We start from the raw sequence: 22,152 nt of genomic DNA, 5'->3' as shown, positions 1-22,152 counted from the left end.
CTCCAGGTCCGGCTGTCCGAGGTCCCGGGAGACCCGCCGCATCACCTCACGCACGTAGCCGCGAAGGTCGGCGATGCGGTCGCCATGCTCGGGCGAGATGATGAAGCGGAAATGGTGCCGATCCTCCGACCAGTCCGCCGGAATCGCGTGGGCGTCGACCTGGTCGCGCGAGTTGTCGAAAAAGGGGGGCCGATCACCATCCAGGCCCGCGCCGGGGCGGGCCAGATAGAGAAGGTGCCGCCCAAGCGCCAATCCGCGGGTCGCGCCCTTGCCGGTGTGCCGCGAAACGAGGGCCTTGACGATCACCCGCTGGCGAACGTCCAGCCTGAAGGGGCGCCCTGAACGCGCTTGCGCGGCTCTGAGAACGCCAGCGCGTTCGCCGATCGCAAACAGCCGAGACGCCGATAGCCGCCGCAGTACGGAGAGCCGAGCGTGAGATGAGTCCGGCTTCAGCTTGTTCGGCAGCCCGGCGCGACCTGCGTCGTGGGGGACCGACGGAAGACGAGATTGTACGGCATCGCGGACAAGCATCTGACAGGCTCTGTGTGCAAGTGCGCCGCATAGACCGGCGCCAAGTCACGACACGTCATCGAGCGCAGGTGCGACAAGGACATGTCTCTGAAAGCGTACAGAAACTGAAGCCCAAGCTCATCTCTTTTATCTTGCCATCCGCCGCAAAAATCGCGGTCTCATCAACGCAAATCAACATTCATCAAGATCCATCAAAACATCCGGCCTCGAATGCGCCTGCGAAACCTCATGCGAATCCCCTCGCTGGGCCAGACGCGGAAAACCCGCCCGGCCGAAGCCGAGCGGGTCCAGGCCGGGTCCGTCATGCGGCTGCGGCGTGGGGACGGATCGCCACGTGCCGGACGCCGTGGGCGTGGGCCTCCTGCGCCAGGTTCTGCGCCGGCCCGAACGGGTGCGAGCCGTCCGCCTTCCGGGGGTCGAGCGTCTGCGCCAGGGTCAGGCAGCACACCGGCTCCAGGGCGATGAGCTCGTCATTGGCGCGGAACGGCGCGGCCTTGCCGTGGCGATCGAAGTCGGCGCGGGCGAGCACCAGGGTGACGCCCTTCTGCTGCGCCCAGCGGATCGCCAGCCGCTCGGCGCCGCGGGCCCCGGTGGTGGCCAGCACCATGTCCGGCCATTGGGCGCGCGCCCAGTTGAGGGCGTCGAAGATCCGTCCGCCGTCCGCCGGAGTGTCCGCGAACGGGGCGCCGCGGAAAGCCACCACGGGGCCGGCCGGATCGGCGGCCCGTGTGCGCCGCTCGGCGATCGCGCGCAGGGCCTGCTTGGCCTCCAGCTGGGCGGCGGTCAGGTGCGACCCGCGGCGGCTGCCGCGCCAGGGCGTCCAGACCTCGCCGGTGGCGGTCGCGTAGGCTTCGGCGGCGGCGTCGCGGATCAGTTCGCAGGCCGCCTGGGCTACGTCCGCCGAGCGGGCGGCGAGGGTCGCCGCCTGCAGTTCGGTGTCGGCCATTTCCGAGCCGTCGAAATCGCGTTCCAGCAGGCGCATCCGGTCGCGCGCCCGGTCCGCGTCGCGCTCGATGCGTCCCGCCGCCGAGTGGAAGCCGCCGATCAGGCACTCGCAGAGGATCGTGCGAACCTCCTCGAGCGCGGTGTCGCTCACCAGGTCGACGAGCTCGGTCATCAGCGCCTGGCCGAGCTGGACGAGCGCCGCCTCCGTGGGATGCGGCCGCGGGTCCTCCAGCGCGCTGGTCTGCACGTCGAAGGCGGTGTCGGACGCGACGAAGTCATGAAGGGAGAAGGTCATCGGAAGGTCTCCGCAAGGGGTGGGATCGCCGATGCGCCCCACGCGCAACGACCCCCCTCCTGGCCACGTCGGGCCCCGGGCGGTCACCGGAGCGGAGCGCCTCTCGCGAAGCGGAGGGCAACGGCCGCCAGGCCGTTGACGGCCCGGGTGACGTGACAGGATGGGAGGGCGTTGTGTGGGGGCGTTGCGTCCGCCCGCAGAGGCGGACGCGCCATCCGGCGCGCGCTCGCGCCGGGCGCCGCGCGAGGTGCGCCTCAGCTCAGGCCGGCCAGGCGCAGCAGATGGTCGGGCGCGACGGGACGATAGGCCAGGGCGCCGTGGGCCGCGCAGTAGGCGCCCCGCGTCGCGGCCCGGCCGCACAGCCGGAAGTCGTCGTGGCGGGGCTCGCCGATCGGCCAGCGGCACTGGCCGCGGCGCACGCTGAGCACCGTCGCCCCGCCGGACGCCGGCGGCTCGATGGCCGGACGGTCGAAAGCCGCGGCCGGCACGGGCTTGATGATCCGCAGGCGGCGTTCGCGCCGGACCTTCGGCCGCCGCGTTCCGGGCGTGCTGGCCCTGGCTCGGCCCGAGAGGCCGAGGCGGTGGACCTTGCCGATGACGGCATTGCGGGTGACGCCGCCCAGGCGCCGCGCGATCTGGCTGGCGCTGAGACCCTCGCGCCAGAGGTCGGAGAGCAGCTCGACGCGTGCGTCGGTCCAGTCGGAAGCCGTGGACATCGGAAGACTCCAAGACAGCGAGCCCGATCGGCTCGCCCGACCCCGTCCTTCCTTCGGCTCCCGCGTGAGGGATCGTCACCCGCCAGGGCGGAGACCCGGGACGGGGCTCCGGAAGCCGCGCGCGGCGCGTAGAGCCCGACCCGGCCGTCCGGCCGGGGCACGCCCGATCCGATGCGGCTTGGCGTCACCGAAGGCCAAAGGCTATGGCAGGACCAATGCCCGACTTCATCGACCTCGCCGGCGCCTCCGGGGCCGCCTACCGCTTCCGCCGCCTCGCCCCGGAGAGCCTCCCCGCCACGGCCGGCAACCTGGTCGTGGCCGCCGGCCGGACCGGACGCCGGCAGGTCGTGCTCTGCGCCGCCCTGCCCAGCCTCTCGCAGGCGGCGGCCGCGGCGGCCCGGGCGCTCAAGGGCCATCCCGCCGCCGGCCTCTACGTCCGCCTGAATGTCGCGCGGGCGGTCCGCGACGCCGAGCACGCCGACCTTTTGGCCGGCGAGGCGTCCGGCGCGGAGACCCTGGGCTCCGACTAACCCCCCGGCTCTAGGGCCTGCAGGACCGCGTGGCGGCGCAGGATCGCCTCGACCACCTCGGGCCGGTCGGTCGGTGCGAACACCCGCAGCGTATAGGCGATGATCTCGGTGAAGCATCCGAGCGCGACCAGCGCCGCGCGCTCGCCGGCGCCGTTCACGACCTCCAGCCGCCAGCGGTCCATCACCCGCGCGCGCCGCAGCCACAGTCCGCCCGCCAGCCCGAGCTGCACGCCCCGCTCGAGGCTCTCGCGCAACACCACCTGTCCGTCGGCCCAGGCCTCGGCGAGGCTGCTGACCCCGAGCGCGGCCTTGAGGGCGGCGACCTGGGCCGGGTCGAGCACGCGCCCCAGCCATCGGCGGCCGTCCGGCGCCTTGACCCTGCGCACCTGCGCGCCCTTGGCCGGCAGACGCGCCCAGACCGGCAACAGCAACCCGGTGGCGAGGGTCAGTTCGCGCGTGCGCCACGGGTCGGCCGCCGCGACCTCGGCGGCCCAAGCCGCGCGCCAGGCGTCCGGCGCGGCCGGCGCCCAGGCCGACTCCGCAAAGGCGGCCGCCGTCTCCAGCGAACGCCCCTCGGGCCGCCGCAACCGCACGGCCGGCAGCAGGCGGTCGTCCGCGTCGGTGGTGGTCAGGCCCAGCTCCACCAGGGCCGCGCGGCCGGAGCGGCCGTTGATCGCCAGCACCGCGGCCTCGCCGAGCGCCTCGGCCCGCGCCAGGGCCTCGTCAACCGCCATCAGCTCGCGCCGGGTCCGCAGGGCGAAGGCCACCAGCCGGGTCTCGGCCCCCGTGGCGGCGTCCGTCCGCACGACCTCCTCGCCCAGCACGTTCAGGTCCTCGGCGACGATATCCTCGACACCGTGGTCGAGCTGGCCGGCGGCGGCCGCGTGCTCCAGCACCCCGGCCAGGATCTTCTCGAACTCGGCGAACAGGGCGTTCTGGTCGGCGATCCGCAAGGCCAGCAGGCGGTTGAGGAAGGTGTTGATCGGCGGCAGGTCGTCGACGGCCTTCAGCAGGCCTTCGGCGTCGAGCAGCGACAGTCCGGTCTTGTGCTCGAACGCGGCCAGGCACATGGCCGCCAGCTCGCCGCGCGCCAGGGCGCCGTAGAACACCAGCAGCGCGCGGCGCGCCCAGGGGCTCTCCAGATTTTCCTCGGCGCGGAACAGCCCGGCGCCGGCGGTGCGCCGCTCGCCGCGGGTCAGCGCGCCCAGCGAGTCCAGCCGCCGCGCGATGGTCGACAGGAACCGCTTCTCGCCGTGGATGTCGGTGGTCACCGGCCGGAACAGCGGCGCAGACGCCTGGTGCGTGCGATGGGTGCGCCCCAGGCCCTGGATGGCGGCGTCCGCCCGCCAGCCCGGCTCCACAAGGTAGTGGACGCGCCGCTGGCGGTTCGCCGCGTTCAGGGCGGCGTGATAGCTGCGCCCCGTCCCGCCGGCGTCGGAGAACACCAGCACCCGCTTGCGGCCATCCATGAAGGCGTCGGTCTCGGCCTTGGCCGCGGAGGCCGAGCGCCGCTCCACCACGCGGCGGCCCTCGATCCGCACCACCCGCCGCGACCGTCCGGTGATCTCCGCCACCGCGCCGGTCCCGAAGGCCTCCAGCAGGGCGTCCAGCACGCCCGGCGCGGCGGGCAGGGCGGCGAGCGCGGCGATCGTCTCGTCGCGCAGCCGCAGCGCCGCCTGGCTGTGCACGGGCGTCCCGTCGCGCATCACCGGGACCAGGACGGCCTCGCCGTCCTCGCCCTCGACGGCCTCCATCAGGGCCGTCGGGAAGGCGCCCTTCAGATAGTCGAGGACGTAGTCCTTTGGCGTCAGGTCCACCTGAAGGTTGGACCATTCCTCCGGCGGGATCTCGGCCAGCCGGCGGTTGGTGACCGCCTCGTTGGTCGAGACGATCTGCACCACGGCCGAGCGGCCGGCGGCCAGGTCGCGGCGGATGGCGGCGACCAGGCTGGGCGCCTTCAGCCCCGCCAGCAGGTGGCCGAAGAAGCGCAGCTTGGCGCTCTCGAAGGCCGAGCGCAGGGCGCTGAGCGCCGCGCCGCTCGCCACCTTGCCGTCATCGCCGACGACACCCACGGCGCGTAGGGCGGCGCCGAGGTTGGCGTGGATCACCTGGAAGGCGTCGGCCCAGGCGTCCCACAGCGCCACGTCCTCGGGCGTGAGCGCATGGGCCAGCGGCGCATATTCCACCCCCTCGAACGACAGGCTGCGGGCCACATAGAGGCCCAGCGCCTTCAGCTCGCGCGCCACCAGCTCCATGAAGGCCACGCCGCCGGTCTCGGCCGCGTCCAGGAAGTCGGACCGCGTCGCGAACGGCGCGTCGGGCCCGCCCCAGAGGCCGAGCCGGGCCGCATAGGCGAGATTGGCGGGCTCGGTGGCGCCGGTCGCCGAGACATAGACCACGCGCGCGAGCGGCAGGCGGTTCTGCAGGGCAAGCCCCGCCAAGCCCTGCTGCGAGGGCTTCCTCGGGCCCCGGCCGCCCGCGCCGCCGGCGGCCCCGCCCATGGCGTGGGCCTCGTCGAAGACGATCGCCCCGTCGAAGTCCGGACCCAGCCAGGCGGAGACCTGGTCGAGGCGCGAGGGCCGCGCGCCGCGCGCCGGCTGGCGCAGGGTGGCGTAGGTGGAGAACAGGATCCCCCGCTCGAGCGCGATCGCCTCGCCCTGCTTCCAGCGGCTCTGCGGGAGGATCTCGTGGACCGCGCCGCCGAGCGCGGCCCAGTCGCGCCGGGCGTCCTCCAGCAGGGCCTCGTTGCGCGACAGCCAGAGCGCGCGCCCGCGGCCCTGGGCCATGTTGTCGGCGATGATCGCGGCGACCTGGCGGCCCTTGCCGGCGCCGGTGCCGTCGCCCAGGAACATGCCGCGCCGCAGCCGAAAGCCGCCTTCGGCGTCCTCGTCGGCGAGCCGCAGCTCGTGCGGCGCCTCGCCCAGGGTCCACCGGCTGGGCAGCAGGGCGGCGTGGGCCTCCCCGGCATAGACCACGGTCTCGGCCTGGGCGTCGGACAGCCGGCCTTCCGATCGCAGGGCCGGCGGCAGCCTCGGCCGGTAGGCGGGGGCCGGCGAGGCCACCGACGCCATGGCGGCGGACTCGACCAGCGGCGTCGGGTGCGGCCGTTCGTCGGCGAAGGCGATGCGCCCCAGCCGCCAGGCCTGGTAGAGGCCGACGTCGCGGCCCTCGCCCGACCAGTCGCGCACGGCGTAGTCCAGCGGCGCGGCCCCCGCGACGCCCCGCAGGCCCGCCGCGGGACCCGCCGACCGCGCCCGCAAACTCGGCGCGGGCGGTGCGCGCAGCGGCGCCCGCGTCCGCGCGCCCGGCCGGTCCGCAACCGCGGCCGCCCAGGCCGCCGCCGCCGCGAGGTCCGCTGCGGCCTCCACCGCGGCCGGCTCGCCCGCCGCCCCGCGGTCGACCACCAGCAGGCCGGTCGCCACGCCCGTGCCGTGCTTGGCGAAGGCCCCCGCGGGCAGGGCGAGGGCGCCCGCGATCCGCCCTTCGCCTGACAGTCGCCGCCAGAGCGCGCGGTCGGCCAGGGCCGAGGCCGGCACGATGGCGGCGAGCCGCCCGCCGTCGGCGAGGCACGCCAGGGCCGCCGTCAGGTGCGAGCCCAGACCCGCGAACGGCGGGTTCATGAGGCAGGCGTCGAAGCCGCCGGCCCCGGCCAGAAGATCGCCCAGATGAGCGGCGTCGAGCCGCGTCCGCGACGCGTCGGGGAAGAGACCGTCCAGCAGGCCGGCGCGTGCGCCGCTCAGCTCGTTGAGCGACAGCGAGGCCCCGCAGGCCTCGGCGACCACGGCGACCATGCCCACCCCGGCCGAGGGCTCCAGCACCCGGTCGCCAGGCCCGACCTTCGCCGCAAGCGCCAGCAGGCCCGCCAGCGGGGCCGGGGTCGAGAACTGGTCGAGGGCCAGCTGCTCTTCGGAGCGGCGGGTGTGGGTGAGCCCCAGCCCTGACAGCGCCGCCAGGTCTGCGACCCCGTCGGCCGGGGCCTCCGCGAGCCGCGCTGTCCCCAGCCGCCGCACCTGCAGCACCAGCGCCGCCTCGACGGCGTCATAGGCGTCGCGCCAGTCCCAGCCGCCCTCGGCGTCGGTCGCGCCGAAGGCGGTGGTCAGGATCGCCGAGACCATACGGCGGTCCAGGGGCCTGCCCCGGGCGAGATGCGGGACCAAGGCGCGGGCCGCGGCCAAGCGGTTGGCGGCGCGGATATCTGCGGCGGGCAGGGACGGGGGCAGGGTCATGGCGGATCTCCCGCCCGGCGCGGAAGGCGTCTCCCTCCGGTCCGCCGGGCTCGCCCGTCCCCGGCCTTCCTCCGCCTTCGTCCTCGGCCGGCCTGTCCGTCGCAGGACGACGGCGCCGTCCCGGAGCGACCGGAACGGCGCCGCCAGCCGGCCGCGCACCGCGGTGGGAGCCGCCGCCCCGAAGGACGGCGCAGCGCGCTCCAGACAGGCCCACGCCCGGCCGCGCCGGCGCCTTCGGCGCGCGGATCCGGGACGTTCGCGACGGGCATGCGCGGCCGGCGCAGGGGTTCAGGCGGAGCGCGCGTCTGGGTCGTCTTCCGTCGGCTCACCGGACGTCGAGGCGTCGTCGCCGGACGCGTCGTCCGGCGCCTCCGCCGCCCAGGAGAGCTCCGGCGGCGCCCAGCCCCGTTCGGCGGCCGCTTCGGCGACCAGCGCCACGAGTTCGGTCTTGCGGCAGGCGCCCGCCTGGGCCGTTCCGGCGCCCATGGCCTCCAGCATCTCGAGCAGCTGGGCCTTGGGATGGGCGCCCAGGAACGCCGCGTCGGGGGTCCAGTGCAGGGTCACGTCGGCCTGGCAGAGGGCGGCGATCTCCACCGCTTCGGCCCGTGCGGCGGCCCGCACCGCGCTGGTGCGCTCCTCGCGCAGGTCCAGGCTGAGGGCCACGAGCTCGGCGAGCAGCGCCATCTTCTCGCCGTGCGCCAGGCCGGCGGCCCAGGCGATCGGCGACAGGCCCGATCCCTCCCAGGTCGCGCGCCGCTCGGCCAGGCGGCGGCGCACGTCGCCGTCCAGCGCCGGGATCGGCGGCGAGCGCGGCCGCCCGTAGGCCTCCGCGGTCAAGGTCAGCGCCCCGCCGCCGCGCGCCCGGTCGCGGGCCAGCACCAGCACCGCGAACAGCCGCGCCGCCAGGGCGGTGAGCGCCGCGCCCGGGTCGTCGGCCAGCGCCCGGATCAGGGCGCGCGTGGCGACGTCCGTGCGCGTCTCGTGCAGGGCGTGGCCCACGCCCTCCAGCTGCGGCCGCGGCGCCACGGCCACCGGTGCGGGCGCCGCCGGCTCGGACCGCCGCGGCCACGCCACGGTCCCGTCCGCGTCGGACGTGTCGTCGTCCGTCGTCTCCGCTTGCGGATCGAGCTCGGCCGACGCCGGCCCGAAGGCGCGAAGGTCGAGACCCGTCCGGCCGTCGGCGAACACCTGCACGAGGCTCAGCTCGCGCGGCGGTTCGCCCGCGCGCTCGGCGGCGAGCTTGGCCGCCAGCCAGGCGCCGAGCGCCGGGTCGGCCGCCTCCGACGCCCAGTCGAGATCCTCGAGCGCCTCGGCGGCTTCGGCCTGCGCCTCCTGGGCGGCGTCCCAGGCCGCCAGGGCCTCGGCGTCCAGCCCCAGGCCATAGGCCTCCCCAAACGGCGTCAGGTCCGGGTCCTCGACCTCGGACGGGGCGACCTCCACCTGGACCGTGACGCCGGCTCCGCCGAGCCCTTCGGCCAGGGTCGCGGCGCGGGCGGTCCAGGCGTCCTGCAGGATCGCCGGGTCCAGCACCACGTCGGGCCGCTCCCCGAACAGGTCGGACTCGACCCGGCCGCCGGCGGCGGCGTAGCGCGCCGCGCCCACCAGGCGGAAGCGCCGGTCGCGCACGGTCACCTGCCCGGCGTCGAGGCGGTCGGTGATGCGCCACTCCGGGAAGCCGAAGCCGTTCAGGGCGGCCTCGGCGATCTCGCCCTGCTCCTGGCGGTGCGGCAGGCGCGCCAGCAGCCGGGCCTGGCGCAGGTTGAGGCGGCCGGCCTTCAGCGCTTCCAGCGCCTTGGGGTGCAGGCCCGCCAGGGCGGCCAGCCGACGCACCTCGATCTCGGCGTAACCCAGGGCGGCGGCGACCATGGGAGGCGTCAGCTTCGCCTTCAGCATCCGGCCGATCGCCACGACGACGTCGGCCACGTGCACCGGCACCCCGGTGTTGGTGAGCACGACCGCGGCGGCCTGGCGCTCGGCGGTGGTCTCCTCGAACGCCGCGACCGGGAAGTCGTCGCCGATCTCGCCGGCGTCGCGCAGGGTCCTGAGCGCCAGCAGGCGGCGGCGGCCGTCCAGCACCATGGCCGGCTTCTCGCGCCGCTTGCCGGGCCGCACGGTCAGCGGCTGCAGCAGGCCCGCCGCGCGCAGGGTGGCGGCCAGCTCGGGGATGGCCGCGTCGGGCGGCTCGCCGGCGCGCAGGTTCTCGGGCGCGACGTCGAGATCGCCTAGCGCGAACAGCTTGGGCAGGCGCGGCGCGGCGGGTTCAGGGGTGGAAGGATTTGCGGACATCGAAGCGTCTCCCGCCCGGCCGGACGGGACCCTTCCCGCCGATCCGGACGCCCTTCAGGTCCCTTCCTCCGCCTTTTCAGCGCAAAGCAGGTCGTTCCAGTCGCCGGCGCCGGGCGGCGGCAGGGTCACCTCGGCGTCCACCCCCTGAGCCACCAGGGCGGCGCTCAGGACGCCGGCCGAGCGTTCGCCGTCGGCGCCGCGGTCGCCGGCGATCAGCACCCGACGCACGCCGCTCGGCGCGCGCCAGCGCCGCAGGTTGCTCGTCGACAGCAGCGCCCAGCCCGGCAGCCCGAACCGCATCATCGCGCTCAAGGTGGTGAACACCCCCTCGGCGACCAGCATCGCCGCGGCCGGCTGCGCCAGACGCACCGCCGAGCCGGCCGGCAGCGTCCCCACCAACTTGCGGGACGGGCGCGCCAGGCGGCTGCGCGCGCCGCGGGCATCGAGGTAGGTGACCTCCACGGCGGTGAGGGCGCCGTCCGGCCCGCTCACCCCAGCCAGCAGGGCCGGCAGGCGCGGGCCGCGATCGCGATAGACCCCCAGGGGCACGGCGGCGCCGGCCCGCAGCGCGCCCAACGTGTCCAGCGCCAGGTCGACGCCGCGCGCCACGCAATGCCGCCCCGCGGGGCTGTCCGCGCCCACCGCGGTCCCCGACGCCCACAGCGCGCGCGCGGCGCGCACGCGCTCGGCCCGGGTCGGATCGGGCGGGGCGGGATCGCCGGCGCCGGCGGGCGTCGCGCCGCCGGCCCCGCAGAGCCGATGGTCGGCGTCGATCCAGCCGCGGGCGCGCAGGTCGTCAAACACCTCGCGCCAGTCGGCGGCGCCGAAGCTGTGCGCCAGCAGCCGGTCGCCCACGAGGCGCAGCGACACCGAACGGTCGGCCGGACCGTGGCCGGGGGCGGGGACCAGCGCCCGCCGCCCCGCGTCGTAGGTCTCGCCGCCCAGGGCGCGGGCGATCGCGGCCAGCCCGGTTCGGGCGTTGAAGGATCGGGTCATCGAAGCCTCCAAGTCTGTGGGACGCACCGCTCGCCCTTCCTTCGTCGCGCCGCGGCGGCTCGGCGGGTGGGACGCGTCGCCGGACTCGCGCAAGCGTTCATGTTCTGCTTTTGTTCGATAATGCACGGCCCCACGCCCTACCAGCTTCGTTGCGCGCGCCTCGAGGCCAGCGCCCCGCCATGGACGGGTTGGCAGGCCCGCTCCTGCGGCGACGCCGCCGCGACGCTGCGCGCGCTCGGCGTCGCGGCCGACGGCTCCCGGCGGCTGCTGGACCAGATGGCGGCCTGGCGCTCCGATGCCCAGCCGGCGGCGCTGAGCGACCTTTGCGACGACTTCCGGATCGGCGTGATGCCCGTCGACGAGGCGGGGCGCTTCAGCGGCCGCCCGATCGGGGTCTGCGGCCGCTTCGCCATCCTCGTCTGGCCCAAGACGGAAGCCGACATGCGGCGCCCGTGATGATGTTCCAGACCCTGGCGCGGACCATGGAGCCCGGCGCGCGGCTGCGGATCCATTGCGGCGGATGTGGCCACACGGCCGCGTGGTCGCGCGGGACGGCGTTCGCAAGGCTGGGGCCGGACGCGACACCCGCCGATGTCCGCCGCCGCCTGGTCTGCAGCCGCTGCGGCCGCGCCGGGGCGGCGACGGCGCAGCTGTGACCGAACTGCATGCCGCCGGCGGGGCCTATTCCGGCGTGAGCGGGCAGAGCTGGGCGGCCCCGACCGTGGTGACGCGCCGCGTGCCCGAGCAGGTGTAGATGCACGCCTTGCTCATCCCCGACACGCGCTCGCACTGCTTGAAACAGGCCGCCGGGCCCGGGCTGCCGCCCATGCGGGTCTCGTCCAGGCGCGAGCCGCGTCCCGGGCCGGTCGCGCCGCGCTCGGCGGTGATCGGACAGGCCGACGCGGCCCCGACATTCACGGTCTCGACGCCGGCGTTGCAGCGATAGGTGCAGACCTTGCCGATGCCGGAGGCTTCCTCGCCCGCCTTGAAGCAGGTCTCGGCGTGGGCCCAGCCGCATGCGACAAGGGCGAGCACGACAGCGATGGCGAACCTCATGGCGACTCCCTGCGCGAAGACCGGCACCGTGACGGCGCGCGAGCGCGCCTGCAACTGGGGGCTGCTGGACGATCGACGGCGGCGGGCCAACCCTGCGCACGATGTGCAACCTCTACACCCTGGACGGCGCGCTCAACGACTGGGTCGAAGCGTTCGAGCGGTTCCTGGGCCAGCGCCTGACGCTTTCGGCCGGCCCCGACACGCTGGCCAACCAGCCGTGGGCCACGACCGTCTATCCCAAGTACCAGGGCCTGTTCATCCGCCCCATCGACGGGGCTGATCTCTCCGCGGGCTATGAGCCGGCGGTGGGCCGCTGGGGTGTGGTGCCGTTCTTCCACAAGGGTCCGGCCAAGGCCTGGAAGTTCCCGACCAACAACGCCCGCTCGGAGGAGATGGCGACCAAGGCCAGCTTCCGCGACAGCGTGAAATCGCGCCGCTGCCTCGTGCCGGCCACGGCGATCTGCGAATGGACCGGGCCGCAGGGCAAGAAGACCAGACACCTCATCGCGCGGACCGACGGCGCGCCCTTGTTCCTGGCCGGCCTATGGGCGCGCCACGCCTGGGAGGGCGAGACGACCGAGAGCTACACCATGGTGATGATGGAGACGGCGCCGGGCGACGACATGCACGCCTTCCACAACCGCCAGCCGGTGGTCCTCGACCGCGTGGGGGCCAGGGCATGGCTCGACCCCGCCGCCGACTACGCCCCGCTGCTCAAGGCTCCGCCGCCGGGGACGCTCGTGGCCGACCCACCGCAGCCCGCAGCAGCCTGAGCCCGCCGCCGGGGCCCCGCGGGCGGGATCCGCCGCACGTGTGTTGGCGCGTAACCACAAGCATGAGATGATCGGCTGGCTGCAGCAACAGGCGATCGGCGCGGCGGTAAAGCTGGTCAACGACGCCAAGATCGAGGCCTTGGCCGACCGCCGCTTCGGCCAGGCCGCGGCGCTCAACGCCTCGCTGGCCGAAGCGATCGGCGCTCACGACGAGGTGCGTCAGGCTGCGACGGAGCTGCAGGGCCTGACGGCCGGCCTGCTCGACGCCGATGGCGCCTATATCGGCACGCGCCTGAGGAACGCGGCCGCCGCCGATCCCACCGCGGCGGTGCCGACCGAATCCCTCGGACTGGAGCTGTCGCCGGCCCTGCGCGCCTCCGCCGCGCCGAACAGCTAACGCCCGGCCCGGGGGCGGCCGGCTCGCTGAGCGGCGCACTTGGACGTCGAGCGAGGCGCCCGGCGCGTCGGCCACTAGCAGGCGCGGGCGCAGCTGCACCTCCGCGCTCAACATCAGCAGCACGTTGGGATAGTCGCCGCTCATGTCGGCGGCGGGCCACAGCACCCGACCGGGATCCACCCCATCGCCGGGCAGATTTCGGCGTACAGGTCCAGCCGTCGCGGCGCGGCGCCGTGCAGGTCGCCCGGGGCGGTGGCTTGCGGCGGCCGACAACAGACGTGGCGGCGAGTGTCCGGCGGGCGATGCGCGCTCAGCGCAGCTCCGCCTCGGCGACCGCCGGATCCCGCGTGCGCTGGCTGATGTGATTCGAGTCACGCTGCAGCCAATGCTGATGCGGGAGTCCGGCCACCGGGCCGCCTATGGTTGCCGCATCTAGTCTAGTCTGAGAGTTGGCATTATGTTCTCGTGACTCCGCGGCCGAATCGCGGGCCCAGCGTCGCCATTGTCGACCTTGAGGAAAGACATGCGTTCGATCGTTACTGCCTGCCTCCTTGGTCTGGCGATTGGGGGTATTGCGGCCCCGGGCTCTGGCCAATTGCTGTTGACTGGTGTTAGCGGGCCGTCCCGGCCGGCAGCGCCGTCCGAAAAGCCAGACAAGGACAAATCCTGTCACGACGACAAGAGCCAGGGCAAAGACGACAAGGCTAAGCCAAAAGACTGCCCGCAGACCCCGCCGCAGACGGGAGGAGGAAGTCTCCGCCTACGCCTGCACGGCCATGCTCCGCCCGCTGTACCCCCACCAAAGTGAACCTGCAGGCGCTATGACGCTCTGCGCCGTCTCCGCCTGGATCGCGCGGATGCATTCGATCGGCGCGCATAGGGCGTCGGGCGGACGCACAACTCAACCCGTTCGAGCGGGTCGGAAACAATCACCGCAACTGGCGTGGAAGGTCTGATTGCCGCCTGGAGGCTAACGTCCGCGACTGGCGCAACGGCGACCTTCCGTCTGGGACGGGTCGGTCGTGCCGACCCTGTCGGGTCCGCCACGGATGGCGAAGAGCAGAGACGTCGAATGGTGACGGCTACGGCAGGCGTGGACGATGGCGCGTCGAACGTGAAATCCCGGAATACCGGCTCCGCTTGTTCAGAAGGCCGCGCCCCGTAATCCCGAGGGGGACCCAGGAGCTCTGCGGCATGGCGAGACTTTCCGGGCCAATGCGGTTCGGGTCGAACCGAAAGCCGGCGATCGCCAGCAGCCCGATCTTAAGCGTTTCACCCGCGATGTAGAGGGCATGGGCCGGCGATGGACCGGGATCTGCACCGGCTTGCACCAGGTCCGTGCGCGCCGCGAGAAGCGGCGACAGCCAAACCACCTGAACCGCCACGATCGCGAGGGGCACAGTGAGCCAGCCTCCCCAACGACGCCGCGAGGTGGAGTTCGCCGCCAGCACCACCACAATCAAGCCCAACAGGACCTCGACCGCGTTGTAAATGCGAAAGGTCTCACGGCCGATTTCGAGCGCAACGGGGAGCGAGAGCGATGCGGCGCGAAATTTCGCCGGAGTCGCCAGCAAGGCCACGCCGATCGAGAGCCCGCTCCACATCAGAACCAGCTTGGCGCAGAGTTCGCCGGCGATGTCGCGCCGTCGCCACAGCATTCAGGCGCCCTCCTGCCGATGAAATTCGACGAAGAACCGGACGGGGCCCAGGGGCTCGACCGCGTGAAGGATCGTCGGCTCGATGACGCCGGCCGGTCGCTGCGGCGTGAGCACGGTTTCTTCGGTCGGCCGACGAGGATCCGTGATGCGGTAGGCAAGGCGACCCTCAAGAACGTGAATCCGCGCCCAGGTCCCCTCCCGCGTCGCGTGGTCGCGACGCAGTGCAGCCGGGACCGTGGCCTCGGTGAAAACATCGGTCCGACGGTAGGGCGTGAAGCCGCGGGGCATTCTCACGAGCCGGCGGACCTTGTTGGTCGCCGGCTCTCGTCGTCGCTCGGCGGCCCAATCGAAAGGGCGCCGCTCCGCGCTGCGATCCCGAGCTGGAGGCTTTCGGCGATCATTTCCGATCTTGAGACGAACAGAGCCGCAGCTTCCGGCGGACACAGCCGGTCTGCGGTGTGCCGGAACAGGTGCAGCCAGCGTGCAAAATGGGTGGGGCGCAGCTCCGGCAGCCGGGCATGCGTCGCCATTGGAGCGCCCTTGAATCGGCCGGTCATCAGCAACACCGAGGACCAGAAGTCGCACATCTTGGCGAGGTGGGCCGGCCATGCGGCCTGCGGGATCTCGCGACTGAAGATGGGACCGAGCGCCGGATCACGCCGAACCTTGTCGTAGAAACCATGAACCACGTCGTGGATCATGGCCTCGGTCACGCCTGCGGCGACCCCCGGACCTACGCGGTCCCGATCCAAGACTGCCATCGCGTCCTCCTGAGACTTCATAAGAAATATATACAATACTGCTTTTAACGCCAGGGGCTTCAGCCGGCCCATCGCGCAAAAGTGGCGCCGACAAATAGAAGTATTTTTCATATATGTTTGGTTGCCCGGCTCGCTAGGTTGCCGCAGCTGAAAGGAGATCACCATGGACGCTGCGCCGGTCGCCGGCGGGAGAGACGCCCATCGCCCGCCGTTTCTCGTGAGGTGGCTCTTCTCGACCAATCACAAGGACATCGGGACGCTCTATCTGATCTTCGCGGTCTTCGCCGGCTTCCTGGGCGGCGCGTTGTCTGGACTGATGCGCTGGGAGCTTTACGAGCCGGGACTTCAGGTCTTCGGCGAAGGCTCGTGGCTGGCGCAGCTTGGCCTATTCGAGGGCAAGCATGGCTTCAATGTTGTGGTGACCGCCCATGCCCTGATCATGATCTTCTTTACGATCATGCCTGCGCAGATGGGGGCCTTCGGGAACTACTTCACCCCGCTGATGATCGGCGCGCCGGACGTCGCGTTCCCGCGCCTCAACAACATCTCCTTCTGGCTGCTCGTGGGCGCCTTCGCACTCATGGTCACCTCGATGTTCGTCGATGGCGGGCCCGGGCACGGCGCGGGAACTGGATGGACGCTCTACCCGCCGCTGTCGACCAGCGGACACGCCGGGCCATCAGTCGACTTGGTGATCCTGTCGATCCACCTGGCGGGCGCCAGCTCGATCCTCGGGGCGATCAATTTCATCACCACCATCTTCAACATGCGCGCGCCCGGCATGACCCTGACGCGAATGCCATTGTTCGCATGGTCGGTGCTGATCACCGCCTTCATGCTGTTGCTGACGCTGCCGGTGCTGGCAGGCGCCATCACCATGATGTTGACCGACCGCAACTTCCACACCCACTTCTTCGACGCGGCGGGCGGCGGCGACCCGGTGATGTACCAGCACCTGTTCTGGTTCTTTGGTCACCCGGAGGTCTACATCATGATCCTGCCGGGCTTCGGCATCGTCAGCCACGTGGTGGCGACGTTTTCGAAGAAGCCGGTGTTCGGCTACATGGGGATGGTGGGCGCCATGCTGGCGATCGCCGTCCTGGGCTCGGTGGTCTGGGCCCACCACATGTTCACCGTCGGCATGAGCCTGGAGCTCTCCGCCTACTTCTCCGCCGCGTCGATGGTCATCGCCGTGCCCACCGGCATCAAGGTGTTCTCGTGGATCGCCACGATGTGGGGCGGCTCCATCGAGTTCAAGACGCCCATGCTCTGGGCCATCGGCTTCATCTTCGTCTTCGTGATCGGCGGGGTGACCGGTGTCGCGCTCGCCAGCGCCGCGCTGGACCTCACGTTCCACGACACCTACTACGTGGTGGCGCACTTCCACTATGTGCTGTCGCTGGGCGCGGTGTTCAGCATCTTCGCCGGGTTCTACTACTGGTTCGAGAAGATCAGCGGCCTGAAATACAACGAGATGCTCGGCCGAATCCATTTCTGGATCTTCTTCATCGGCACGAACATGATCTTTTTCCCGCAGCATTTCCTCGGCCTGCAGGGCATGCCGCGGCGGATCGTCGACTATCCGGAGGGGTTCGCCACCTGGAATAAGGTGTCGTCCATCGGATACGCCGTCATGGCGTTGAGCATGGGCGTCTTCGTCCTGCTGCTGGTCGAGGCGTTCGTGCGCCGCCGGCGGGGCGAGGCCAACCCGTGGGGGGAGGGCGCCACCACCCTGGAGTGGACCCTGCCGTCGCCGCCGCCCTTCCACCAATACGCGACGCTGCCGCATATCGAGGACGGGCGCCGTCGCGGATGAGCCGGAGCGCGCTCGCGCAGATTGCGTCGCGTGCGCACGGCGCGCCGGCGTGGTAAGATGCAGACTGGGTACATCTTAGCCCGGCTTTGCGTCCCGGAAGTTCCATGCGTCTGACCGTATATACCGACTATGCGCTCCGCGTGCTGATGTACGCCGCGCTCCATGCCGATCGGCTGCCCACGATCAGCGAGATCGCCCAGACCTACGGCGTGTCGCGCAACCACATCATGAAGGTGGTCTATGAGCTGGGCGTCGCCGGCTACATCGAGACCGTTCGCGGCCAGCGGGGAGGGCTTCGCCTTGCGCGCCCGCCCTCCAAGATCGTCCTGGGAGACGTCGTGCGCCGGACCGAGCCGGACGTCGCCCTGATGCCCTGCTTCGACCCCGCCAACGGGGCCTGCGCGATCGCGCCGGCCTGCCGGCTCAAGCGGGCGCTCCAACAGGCCTCCGGGGCCTTCTTCGCCGTCCTCGACGGCTATACCTTGGCCGACCTGACCGAAAACGGAGACCTCCTCAGGGGGCTCCTCAACGCCGCGCCCCCGTCCCCGGCGACAACGCGCAGGCGTGTCGCCGTGAGCGCCTCCGGCGTTTCGGCGCCGCGGGCCCGCACGGCGCGCCGCAAGACACCCACCGCCTGATCGAGCGATGTCGCCGGACTCCGTCGCCGGCCCATTCGCCGCGCCATAAAGATGTATTTTTGATATTGCTTTGTGCCAAGCGACGCCATAAAGACGTATTTGAAATACATCAATTGGGGGCATTCGAAATGCAGGACCTGTCGCGGCGGTCGGCGCTCTTCACCGGCCTGGGGGCGGCTGCGGCGGCGCCGGCCATCGCCAAGGGGACGCCGGCGCGTCCGACCGCGGCTACGAGCCAGGCGCACCACTTCGAGATGAACATCGAGGACACCCGCATCACGCTGGTGGGGACGCAGAAGTTCCACACCTTCGCGTTCGGGGGTCAGGTTCCCGGGCCCCTGTTCCACGTCCGCGAAGGCGACCGGGTGAAGGTGGTGGTGAACAACCTGACCACCTTGCCCCACACCATCCACTGGCACGGCCTTCTGCAGCGCGGGACGTGGCCGATGGACGGCGTGCCGGACATGACCCAGCCGGGGATCCAGCCCGGCGACAGCTTCACCTACAGTTTCGTCGCCGAGCCCGCCGGCACCATGTGGTACCACTGCCACGTCAACGTGAACGAGCACGTCGCCACGCGCGGCATGTGGGGGCCGTTCATCGTCGACCCTAAGACGCCGAGGCCGATCGAGAAGGAGGTCACCGGCGACTATGTCCTGATGTTCTCGGAATGGGCGTCGGCGTGGGCGGAGAAGCCCGGGCAGGGCGGAATTCCCGGCGACGTCTTCGACTACTTCACCATCAACGGCCGGTCCTTCCCCGAGACGCAACCGATCCGCGTCAAGGAAGGGGACGTGATCCGCCTGCGCATGTTCGGCGCTGGCGGCGGATTCCACTCGATCCACATCCACGGCCATGTGTTCCAGATCGCGTTCAAGGACGGCCATCCGCTGCCGGCCCCGATCGACGCGGACACTGTCCTGGTCGGGCCGGGCGAGCGCTACGACATCATCCTGCGCTGCGACAATCCCGGCCGCTGGATGATCCACGACCATGTGGACGCCCACACCATGAACGGCCACACGCCGCATGGCGGGGTGATGACCGTGATCGAGTACGAGGGGGTGCCGCACGACCAGCCCTACTACCACTGGGCGCACAAGGAGTTCCTGCCGGACTTCTACTACGAAGAGACCCTTCGCAAGCCGCTCGGCGTCTATCCGAACCCCCGGTTCAAAGGAGAGGCGATCGCCTGACGGTGAATTTCATGAACACTACGACATTCCTCACCGTCGCTGTCCTTGCAACTGCAAGCGCAGCCTCCGCCCGGGCGGACGGGGCCGCCGACCTCAAAGCGCAATGCGGCGCCTGCCACGCTCTCGAAAAGCCGGCGGACCCGTCGGTCGAGCGGCTCTGGACGCGGAAGGGGCCGGACCTCTGGTACGCCGGCGCGAAGTTCCGCCGGGAGTGGCTCGTGAAATGGCTGCAAACGCCCACGACCATTCGGCCCGGCGGCGTGCTCTGGTTCACGCACGCCAAGCCGGGCGAGCCACGCGACACCCTCGAGACGGCCGCCCTGCCGGCCCATCCCAAGCTCCAGCCCAAGGCGGCCGAGTCGCTCGCCGATGCCCTGATGGGGCTCAAGGGGAGCGGAGAAGTGACGCCGGGCGCTTTCAAGCCCGAAGGCGCGAACCTGACCATGGGCAAGATGGCGTTCGGCAAGCTGCGCGGCTGTGCGGCCTGCCACCAGGACAAGCCCGGACAGGGCGGCCTATCCGGTCCGCAACTCTATGACGCCGGCGATCGGCTGCAACCCGACTACGTCCAGGCCTACATCAAGGATCCGCAGGTCTTCGACCGCTTCGTATGGATGCCGCGCCTGGGGCTGTCCGATCAGGATCTGCAGCGCCTCACCGCCTACGTCACTTCCCTGAGAGGCGGACAATGACAAGGACCAAAATCTTCGCGCGCGCCGGCCTCGCTGCGCTCGCGGCGCTGCTGCTCGTTTCCGCCGCAGGCGCCGAGGACGACCCCCGATTCAAGGAGTCGGCCCGGCTCTACGACACCTACTGCGCCCAGTGTCACGGCGTGAACCGCAACGGCAAGGGCGTGAACACGGTCGGGCTTTCTGTTCAACCGAAGGATCATACGGACACGGCCGGCATGTCTTCGATCCCGCGCGAGGAGATGGCCGGCGCGATCCGAAATGGCGGCGCATCCGTCAACAAGTCGGCGCTGATGCCGCCTTGGTCCTCGGTCTTCAGTGACCGGCAGATCGACCAGATGGTCGATTACCTCATCCACGTCTGCAAGTGCAGCAAGTCCGAATAGGAGAACAACATTGGGGGCTTCGACAACAATGCGCGTTGCACTGGGGGCGGCATCCGCGCTCGCGCTGATCTTCGCACATCCCGCCGCGGCCAAGGATGTAACGCTGAAGCTGACGGCTCAGGAACTGGACCTTCCGATCGACAACAAGGGCACCATGCAAGCCTCTTGGACCTTCGGCGGGCAGGCGCCGGGCCCGCTGCTTCGGGTGACCGAAGGCGACCGGGTGACGATCGAGCTGACCAACGACGCGAAGAACAAGAACTCGCATTCCATCGATCTGCACGCCGCGCGGATCGACGTGGTGAAGGACTTCGAGCCCGTGAAGCCCGGAGAGACCCGGACCTTCACCTTCATCGCCAAGTACCCCGGCGCCTTCTACTACCACTGCGGCGCCGACCCGATGTACCAGCACATCGCTCGCGGGATGTTCGGGGTGATCCTGGTCGATCCGAAAGATCCCAACGCTCTGCCGAAGGCGGACCGGGAATACGTTCTTGTCCAATCGGAGATCTACCCCAACCCCGACGATCTGCATTCCATCATGAAGAGCGAGTGGAGCAACGTCGTCTTCAACCACACCGCCTTCAAATATGATCCAGTCCACGACCCCGAAGCGACGAAGATGCTGGTGGCGAAGCCCGGCGAGCGCGTTCGGGTCTATTTCGTCAACGCCGGACCGAACGAGTTCTCGTCCTTTCATCCCATCGGCGGCATCTGGGACTCCGTCTATCTCAGCGGGAATCCGGCGAACCGCAGGTCCGGCCTGCAGAGCCTCGTTGTCGGTCCGGGAGATGGTGCGACGTTCGATCTCGTGTCGCCCGTTCCGGGCGCCAACGTGATCGTCGACCACGCCATGCCGCATGCGCATACCGGAGCGATGGCCGTCATTATGTTCTCGGACGACGCCGATCCTGCCATGGGCCGCGGCGACAACATTCTCGTGCGATAGCCCGCCACTATCCCCCGGCGACGCACGAGACGCCGCCTCGCGCAGGTCCGCGCGAGGCGGCCCAGGGGCATCATTAGAGGTCAGTTCATGAAGACCACCATCCAGCGCGCCGGCGCAGCCGGCGCGATGGGTCTGATCGCGTTCGTCGTCATTCCCGCGGCCGCCCGGGCGGACGAGGCTGTGACGGTCGATTCGGTGATTGTCACCGGCGCCCGCGACCCCGAAGACCCGCCGGTCGTCGCCGGCGCCCGCAAGGCGCTGTCGGAGACGCCCGGGGCCGTCTCGGTGATCTCGCAGGAGTCCTACGCCAGCCGCGCCGCGCTCGCCCTCGACGATGTCCTGCGCGACGCGCCCGGCGTCTACGCCCAGCGCAAGTGGGGCGGCGACGTGCGCATCTCGATCCGCGGCTCGGGCATCGGTAACGCCAACCACAACCGCGGCCTCCTGATCGCCCAGGACGGCGTGCCGCTGAACGAGGCCGACGGCTATGGCGACAGCCAGGCGGTCGATCCGCTCAACACCCGCTTCACCGAGGTCTATCGCGGCGGCAACGCGCTGCGCTTCGGCGGGGCCCTGCTGGGCGGGGCGCTCAACCTGGTCACCCCCACCGGCAAGGACGCCGGCTACGACGACCAGGCCCGGATCGAAGGCGGCAGCTTCGGTCTGCACCGCGAGCACCTGGCCATGGCCCGCCAGTTCGGCGACTGGGACGTCTACGTCGCCGGCACCAACCAGCGCGCCCAGGGCTACCGGCCGCAGAGCCAGCAGAACATCCAGTTCGGGGCCCTGAACATCGGCCGCAGCTTCGGCGAGGACCGCGAGGTGCGCTTCATCGTCAACGGCTCCAACATCAACCAGGAGATCCCCGGGTCGCTCACCCGGGCCCAGTTCGACGCCGACCCGCGCCAGCCGGCGGCCGGCAACTACGCCAACGACCAGGCCCGCAACCAGCGGGGCGTCCGTTCCTCGCTGCGCACCACCTGGCGGCTCAACGAGAACACCGTCTTTGAGGGCGCGGTCTATGCGGTCTGGAAGGACCTCGACCACCCGATCTTCCAGGTGATCGACCAGGAGAGCCGCAACTACGGCGTCTTCGGCCGGTTCGACTGGCAGGGCGAGATCGGCGGCCGCCGCGCCGACGCCTATTTCGGCGCCTGGCTGCGCACTGGCGACCTGGACTCCAACTTCTACCTGAACATCAAGGGCGCGCGCGGAGCCCGGACCTCGCACACCTACCAGAACGCCGACGCCACCGACGTCTTCGGCGAGGGCCGGCTGTTCGTCACCGACCGGCTCGCGGTGGTGGCG

At 71.4% G+C, this 22,152-nt stretch carries 20 protein-coding genes and 2 pseudogenes; 12 read left to right on the top strand and 10 right to left on the bottom strand.

Going from position 1 to position 22,152, the window contains the following annotated elements:
• The 3 genes and pseudogenes from GC203_RS21315 to GC203_RS21305 form a co-directional block, all read right to left on the bottom strand.
• Positions 1 to 531, bottom strand: a pseudogene (locus tag GC203_RS21315) (type VI secretion protein); the annotation flags it as partial.
• 301 nt (positions 532 to 832) lie between these two features.
• Positions 833 to 1,771, bottom strand: coding sequence for a DUF2493 domain-containing protein (locus GC203_RS21310; protein ID WP_293458662.1), 939 nt, complete (start codon positions 1,769 to 1,771; stop codon positions 833 to 835).
• A 254-nt stretch (positions 1,772 to 2,025) separates the two neighbouring features.
• Positions 2,026 to 2,487, bottom strand: a complete 462-nt coding sequence (locus GC203_RS21305) for a GcrA family cell cycle regulator (RefSeq protein ID WP_293458660.1) — start codon at positions 2,485 to 2,487, stop codon at positions 2,026 to 2,028.
• 215 nt (positions 2,488 to 2,702) lie between these two features.
• Between GC203_RS21305 and GC203_RS21300 the strand changes: the two genes are divergently transcribed.
• Complete coding sequence (locus GC203_RS21300) at positions 2,703 to 3,017, top strand: hypothetical protein (protein WP_293458658.1); 315 nt, start codon at positions 2,703 to 2,705, stop codon at positions 3,015 to 3,017.
• On the opposite strand, the gene GC203_RS21295 is transcribed toward GC203_RS21300, so the two are convergent.
• The 3 genes from GC203_RS21295 to GC203_RS21285 all read right to left on the bottom strand — a co-directional run bounded on the left by GC203_RS21295 (position 3,014) and on the right by GC203_RS21285 (position 10,525).
• Positions 3,014 to 7,243, bottom strand: a complete 4,230-nt coding sequence (locus tag GC203_RS21295; RefSeq protein ID WP_293458657.1) for a strawberry notch family protein — start codon at positions 7,241 to 7,243, stop codon at positions 3,014 to 3,016. The two genes, GC203_RS21300 and GC203_RS21295, sit on opposite strands and share 4 nt — an antisense overlap.
• A gap of 288 nt (positions 7,244 to 7,531) precedes the next feature.
• Positions 7,532 to 9,529: a ParB N-terminal domain-containing protein gene (locus GC203_RS21290; protein WP_293458655.1), complete on the bottom strand. Its 1,998-nt coding sequence runs from the start codon at positions 9,527 to 9,529 to the stop codon at positions 7,532 to 7,534.
• 54 nt (positions 9,530 to 9,583) lie between these two features.
• Complete coding sequence (locus GC203_RS21285; RefSeq protein ID WP_293458653.1) at positions 9,584 to 10,525, bottom strand: toprim domain-containing protein; 942 nt, start codon at positions 10,523 to 10,525, stop codon at positions 9,584 to 9,586.
• 120 nt (positions 10,526 to 10,645) lie between these two features.
• On the opposite strand from GC203_RS21285, the gene GC203_RS21280 reads away from it, so the two are divergent.
• A complete protein-coding gene (locus GC203_RS21280) occupies positions 10,646 to 10,981 on the top strand; it encodes a hypothetical protein (protein ID WP_293458651.1) in 336 nt (111 codons plus the stop codon).
• The gene (locus GC203_RS21275; RefSeq protein WP_293458650.1) at positions 10,981 to 11,181 is read left to right on the top strand and encodes a hypothetical protein; all 201 of its coding nucleotides are present in this window, start codon (positions 10,981 to 10,983) and stop codon (positions 11,179 to 11,181) included. Before GC203_RS21280 ends, GC203_RS21275 begins: the two co-directional genes overlap by 1 nt.
• Positions 11,182 to 11,206: 25 nt before the next feature.
• On the opposite strand, the gene GC203_RS21270 is transcribed toward GC203_RS21275, so the two are convergent.
• Positions 11,207 to 11,581 (bottom strand): hypothetical protein, encoded by a 375-nt coding sequence (locus GC203_RS21270; RefSeq protein WP_293458648.1) that lies wholly within the window; start codon positions 11,579 to 11,581, stop codon positions 11,207 to 11,209.
• A gap of 101 nt (positions 11,582 to 11,682) precedes the next feature.
• On the opposite strand from GC203_RS21270, the gene GC203_RS21265 reads away from it, so the two are divergent.
• Together GC203_RS21265 and GC203_RS21260 are read left to right on the top strand one after the other, a co-directional pair.
• The gene (locus GC203_RS21265; RefSeq protein ID WP_293458646.1) at positions 11,683 to 12,354 is read left to right on the top strand and encodes an SOS response-associated peptidase family protein; all 672 of its coding nucleotides are present in this window, start codon (positions 11,683 to 11,685) and stop codon (positions 12,352 to 12,354) included.
• 67 nt (positions 12,355 to 12,421) lie between these two features.
• Positions 12,422 to 12,751 (top strand): hypothetical protein, encoded by a 330-nt coding sequence (locus tag GC203_RS21260; RefSeq protein ID WP_293458644.1) that lies wholly within the window; start codon positions 12,422 to 12,424, stop codon positions 12,749 to 12,751.
• Positions 12,752 to 13,833: 1,082 nt separating this feature from the next.
• Here the strand turns inward: GC203_RS21260 and GC203_RS21255 are convergent.
• The 3 genes from GC203_RS21255 to GC203_RS21245 are packed head-to-tail and all read right to left on the bottom strand — an operon-like array spanning position 13,834 to position 15,122.
• Positions 13,834 to 14,409 carry a hypothetical protein gene (locus GC203_RS21255; RefSeq protein WP_293458643.1) on the bottom strand — a complete coding sequence of 192 codons (576 nt, stop codon included), beginning with the start codon at positions 14,407 to 14,409 and terminating at the stop codon, positions 13,834 to 13,836.
• On the bottom strand, positions 14,410 to 14,697 hold the full coding sequence (locus GC203_RS21250; protein WP_293458641.1) for a DUF1971 domain-containing protein: 288 nt from the start codon (positions 14,695 to 14,697) through the stop codon (positions 14,410 to 14,412).
• A gap of 2 nt (positions 14,698 to 14,699) precedes the next feature.
• Positions 14,700 to 15,122, bottom strand: coding sequence for a group III truncated hemoglobin (locus GC203_RS21245; protein WP_293458639.1), 423 nt, complete (start codon positions 15,120 to 15,122; stop codon positions 14,700 to 14,702).
• Positions 15,123 to 15,333: 211 nt separating this feature from the next.
• Here GC203_RS21245 and ctaD point away from each other — a divergent pair, with 211 nt between their 5' ends.
• The 7 genes and pseudogenes from ctaD to GC203_RS21210 all read left to right on the top strand — a co-directional run.
• Entirely contained in the window at positions 15,334 to 16,986 is a 1,653-nt protein-coding gene (ctaD, locus tag GC203_RS21240; RefSeq protein WP_293458638.1) for a cytochrome c oxidase subunit I, read from the top strand.
• Positions 16,987 to 17,090: 104 nt separating this feature from the next.
• On the top strand, positions 17,091 to 17,624 hold the full coding sequence (locus GC203_RS21235; RefSeq protein WP_293458637.1) for an Rrf2 family transcriptional regulator: 534 nt from the start codon (positions 17,091 to 17,093) through the stop codon (positions 17,622 to 17,624).
• Positions 17,625 to 17,737: 113 nt separating this feature from the next.
• Positions 17,738 to 18,820: a multicopper oxidase domain-containing protein gene (locus GC203_RS21230; RefSeq protein WP_293458635.1), complete on the top strand. Its 1,083-nt coding sequence runs from the start codon at positions 17,738 to 17,740 to the stop codon at positions 18,818 to 18,820.
• 11 nt (positions 18,821 to 18,831) lie between these two features.
• On the top strand, positions 18,832 to 19,512 hold the full coding sequence (locus GC203_RS21225; RefSeq protein WP_293458633.1) for a c-type cytochrome: 681 nt from the start codon (positions 18,832 to 18,834) through the stop codon (positions 19,510 to 19,512).
• Positions 19,509 to 19,895 carry a cytochrome c gene (locus tag GC203_RS21220; protein WP_293458631.1) on the top strand — a complete coding sequence of 129 codons (387 nt, stop codon included), beginning with the start codon at positions 19,509 to 19,511 and terminating at the stop codon, positions 19,893 to 19,895. Before GC203_RS21225 ends, GC203_RS21220 begins: the two co-directional genes overlap by 4 nt.
• A 10-nt stretch (positions 19,896 to 19,905) precedes the next feature.
• Positions 19,906 to 20,844, top strand: a complete 939-nt coding sequence (locus GC203_RS21215; protein ID WP_293458629.1) for a multicopper oxidase domain-containing protein — start codon at positions 19,906 to 19,908, stop codon at positions 20,842 to 20,844.
• Positions 20,845 to 21,018: 174 nt separating this feature from the next.
• A pseudogene (locus tag GC203_RS21210) lies at positions 21,019 to 22,152 on the top strand (TonB-dependent receptor plug domain-containing protein); the annotation flags it as partial.

This window comes from Phenylobacterium sp. (assembly GCF_016124325.1).
Classification (GTDB): Bacteria; Pseudomonadota; Alphaproteobacteria; order Caulobacterales; family Caulobacteraceae; genus Phenylobacterium.
The sequence above is the reverse complement of the archived record's forward strand: the minus strand, read 5'-3'. Positions and strand labels throughout refer to the sequence as shown.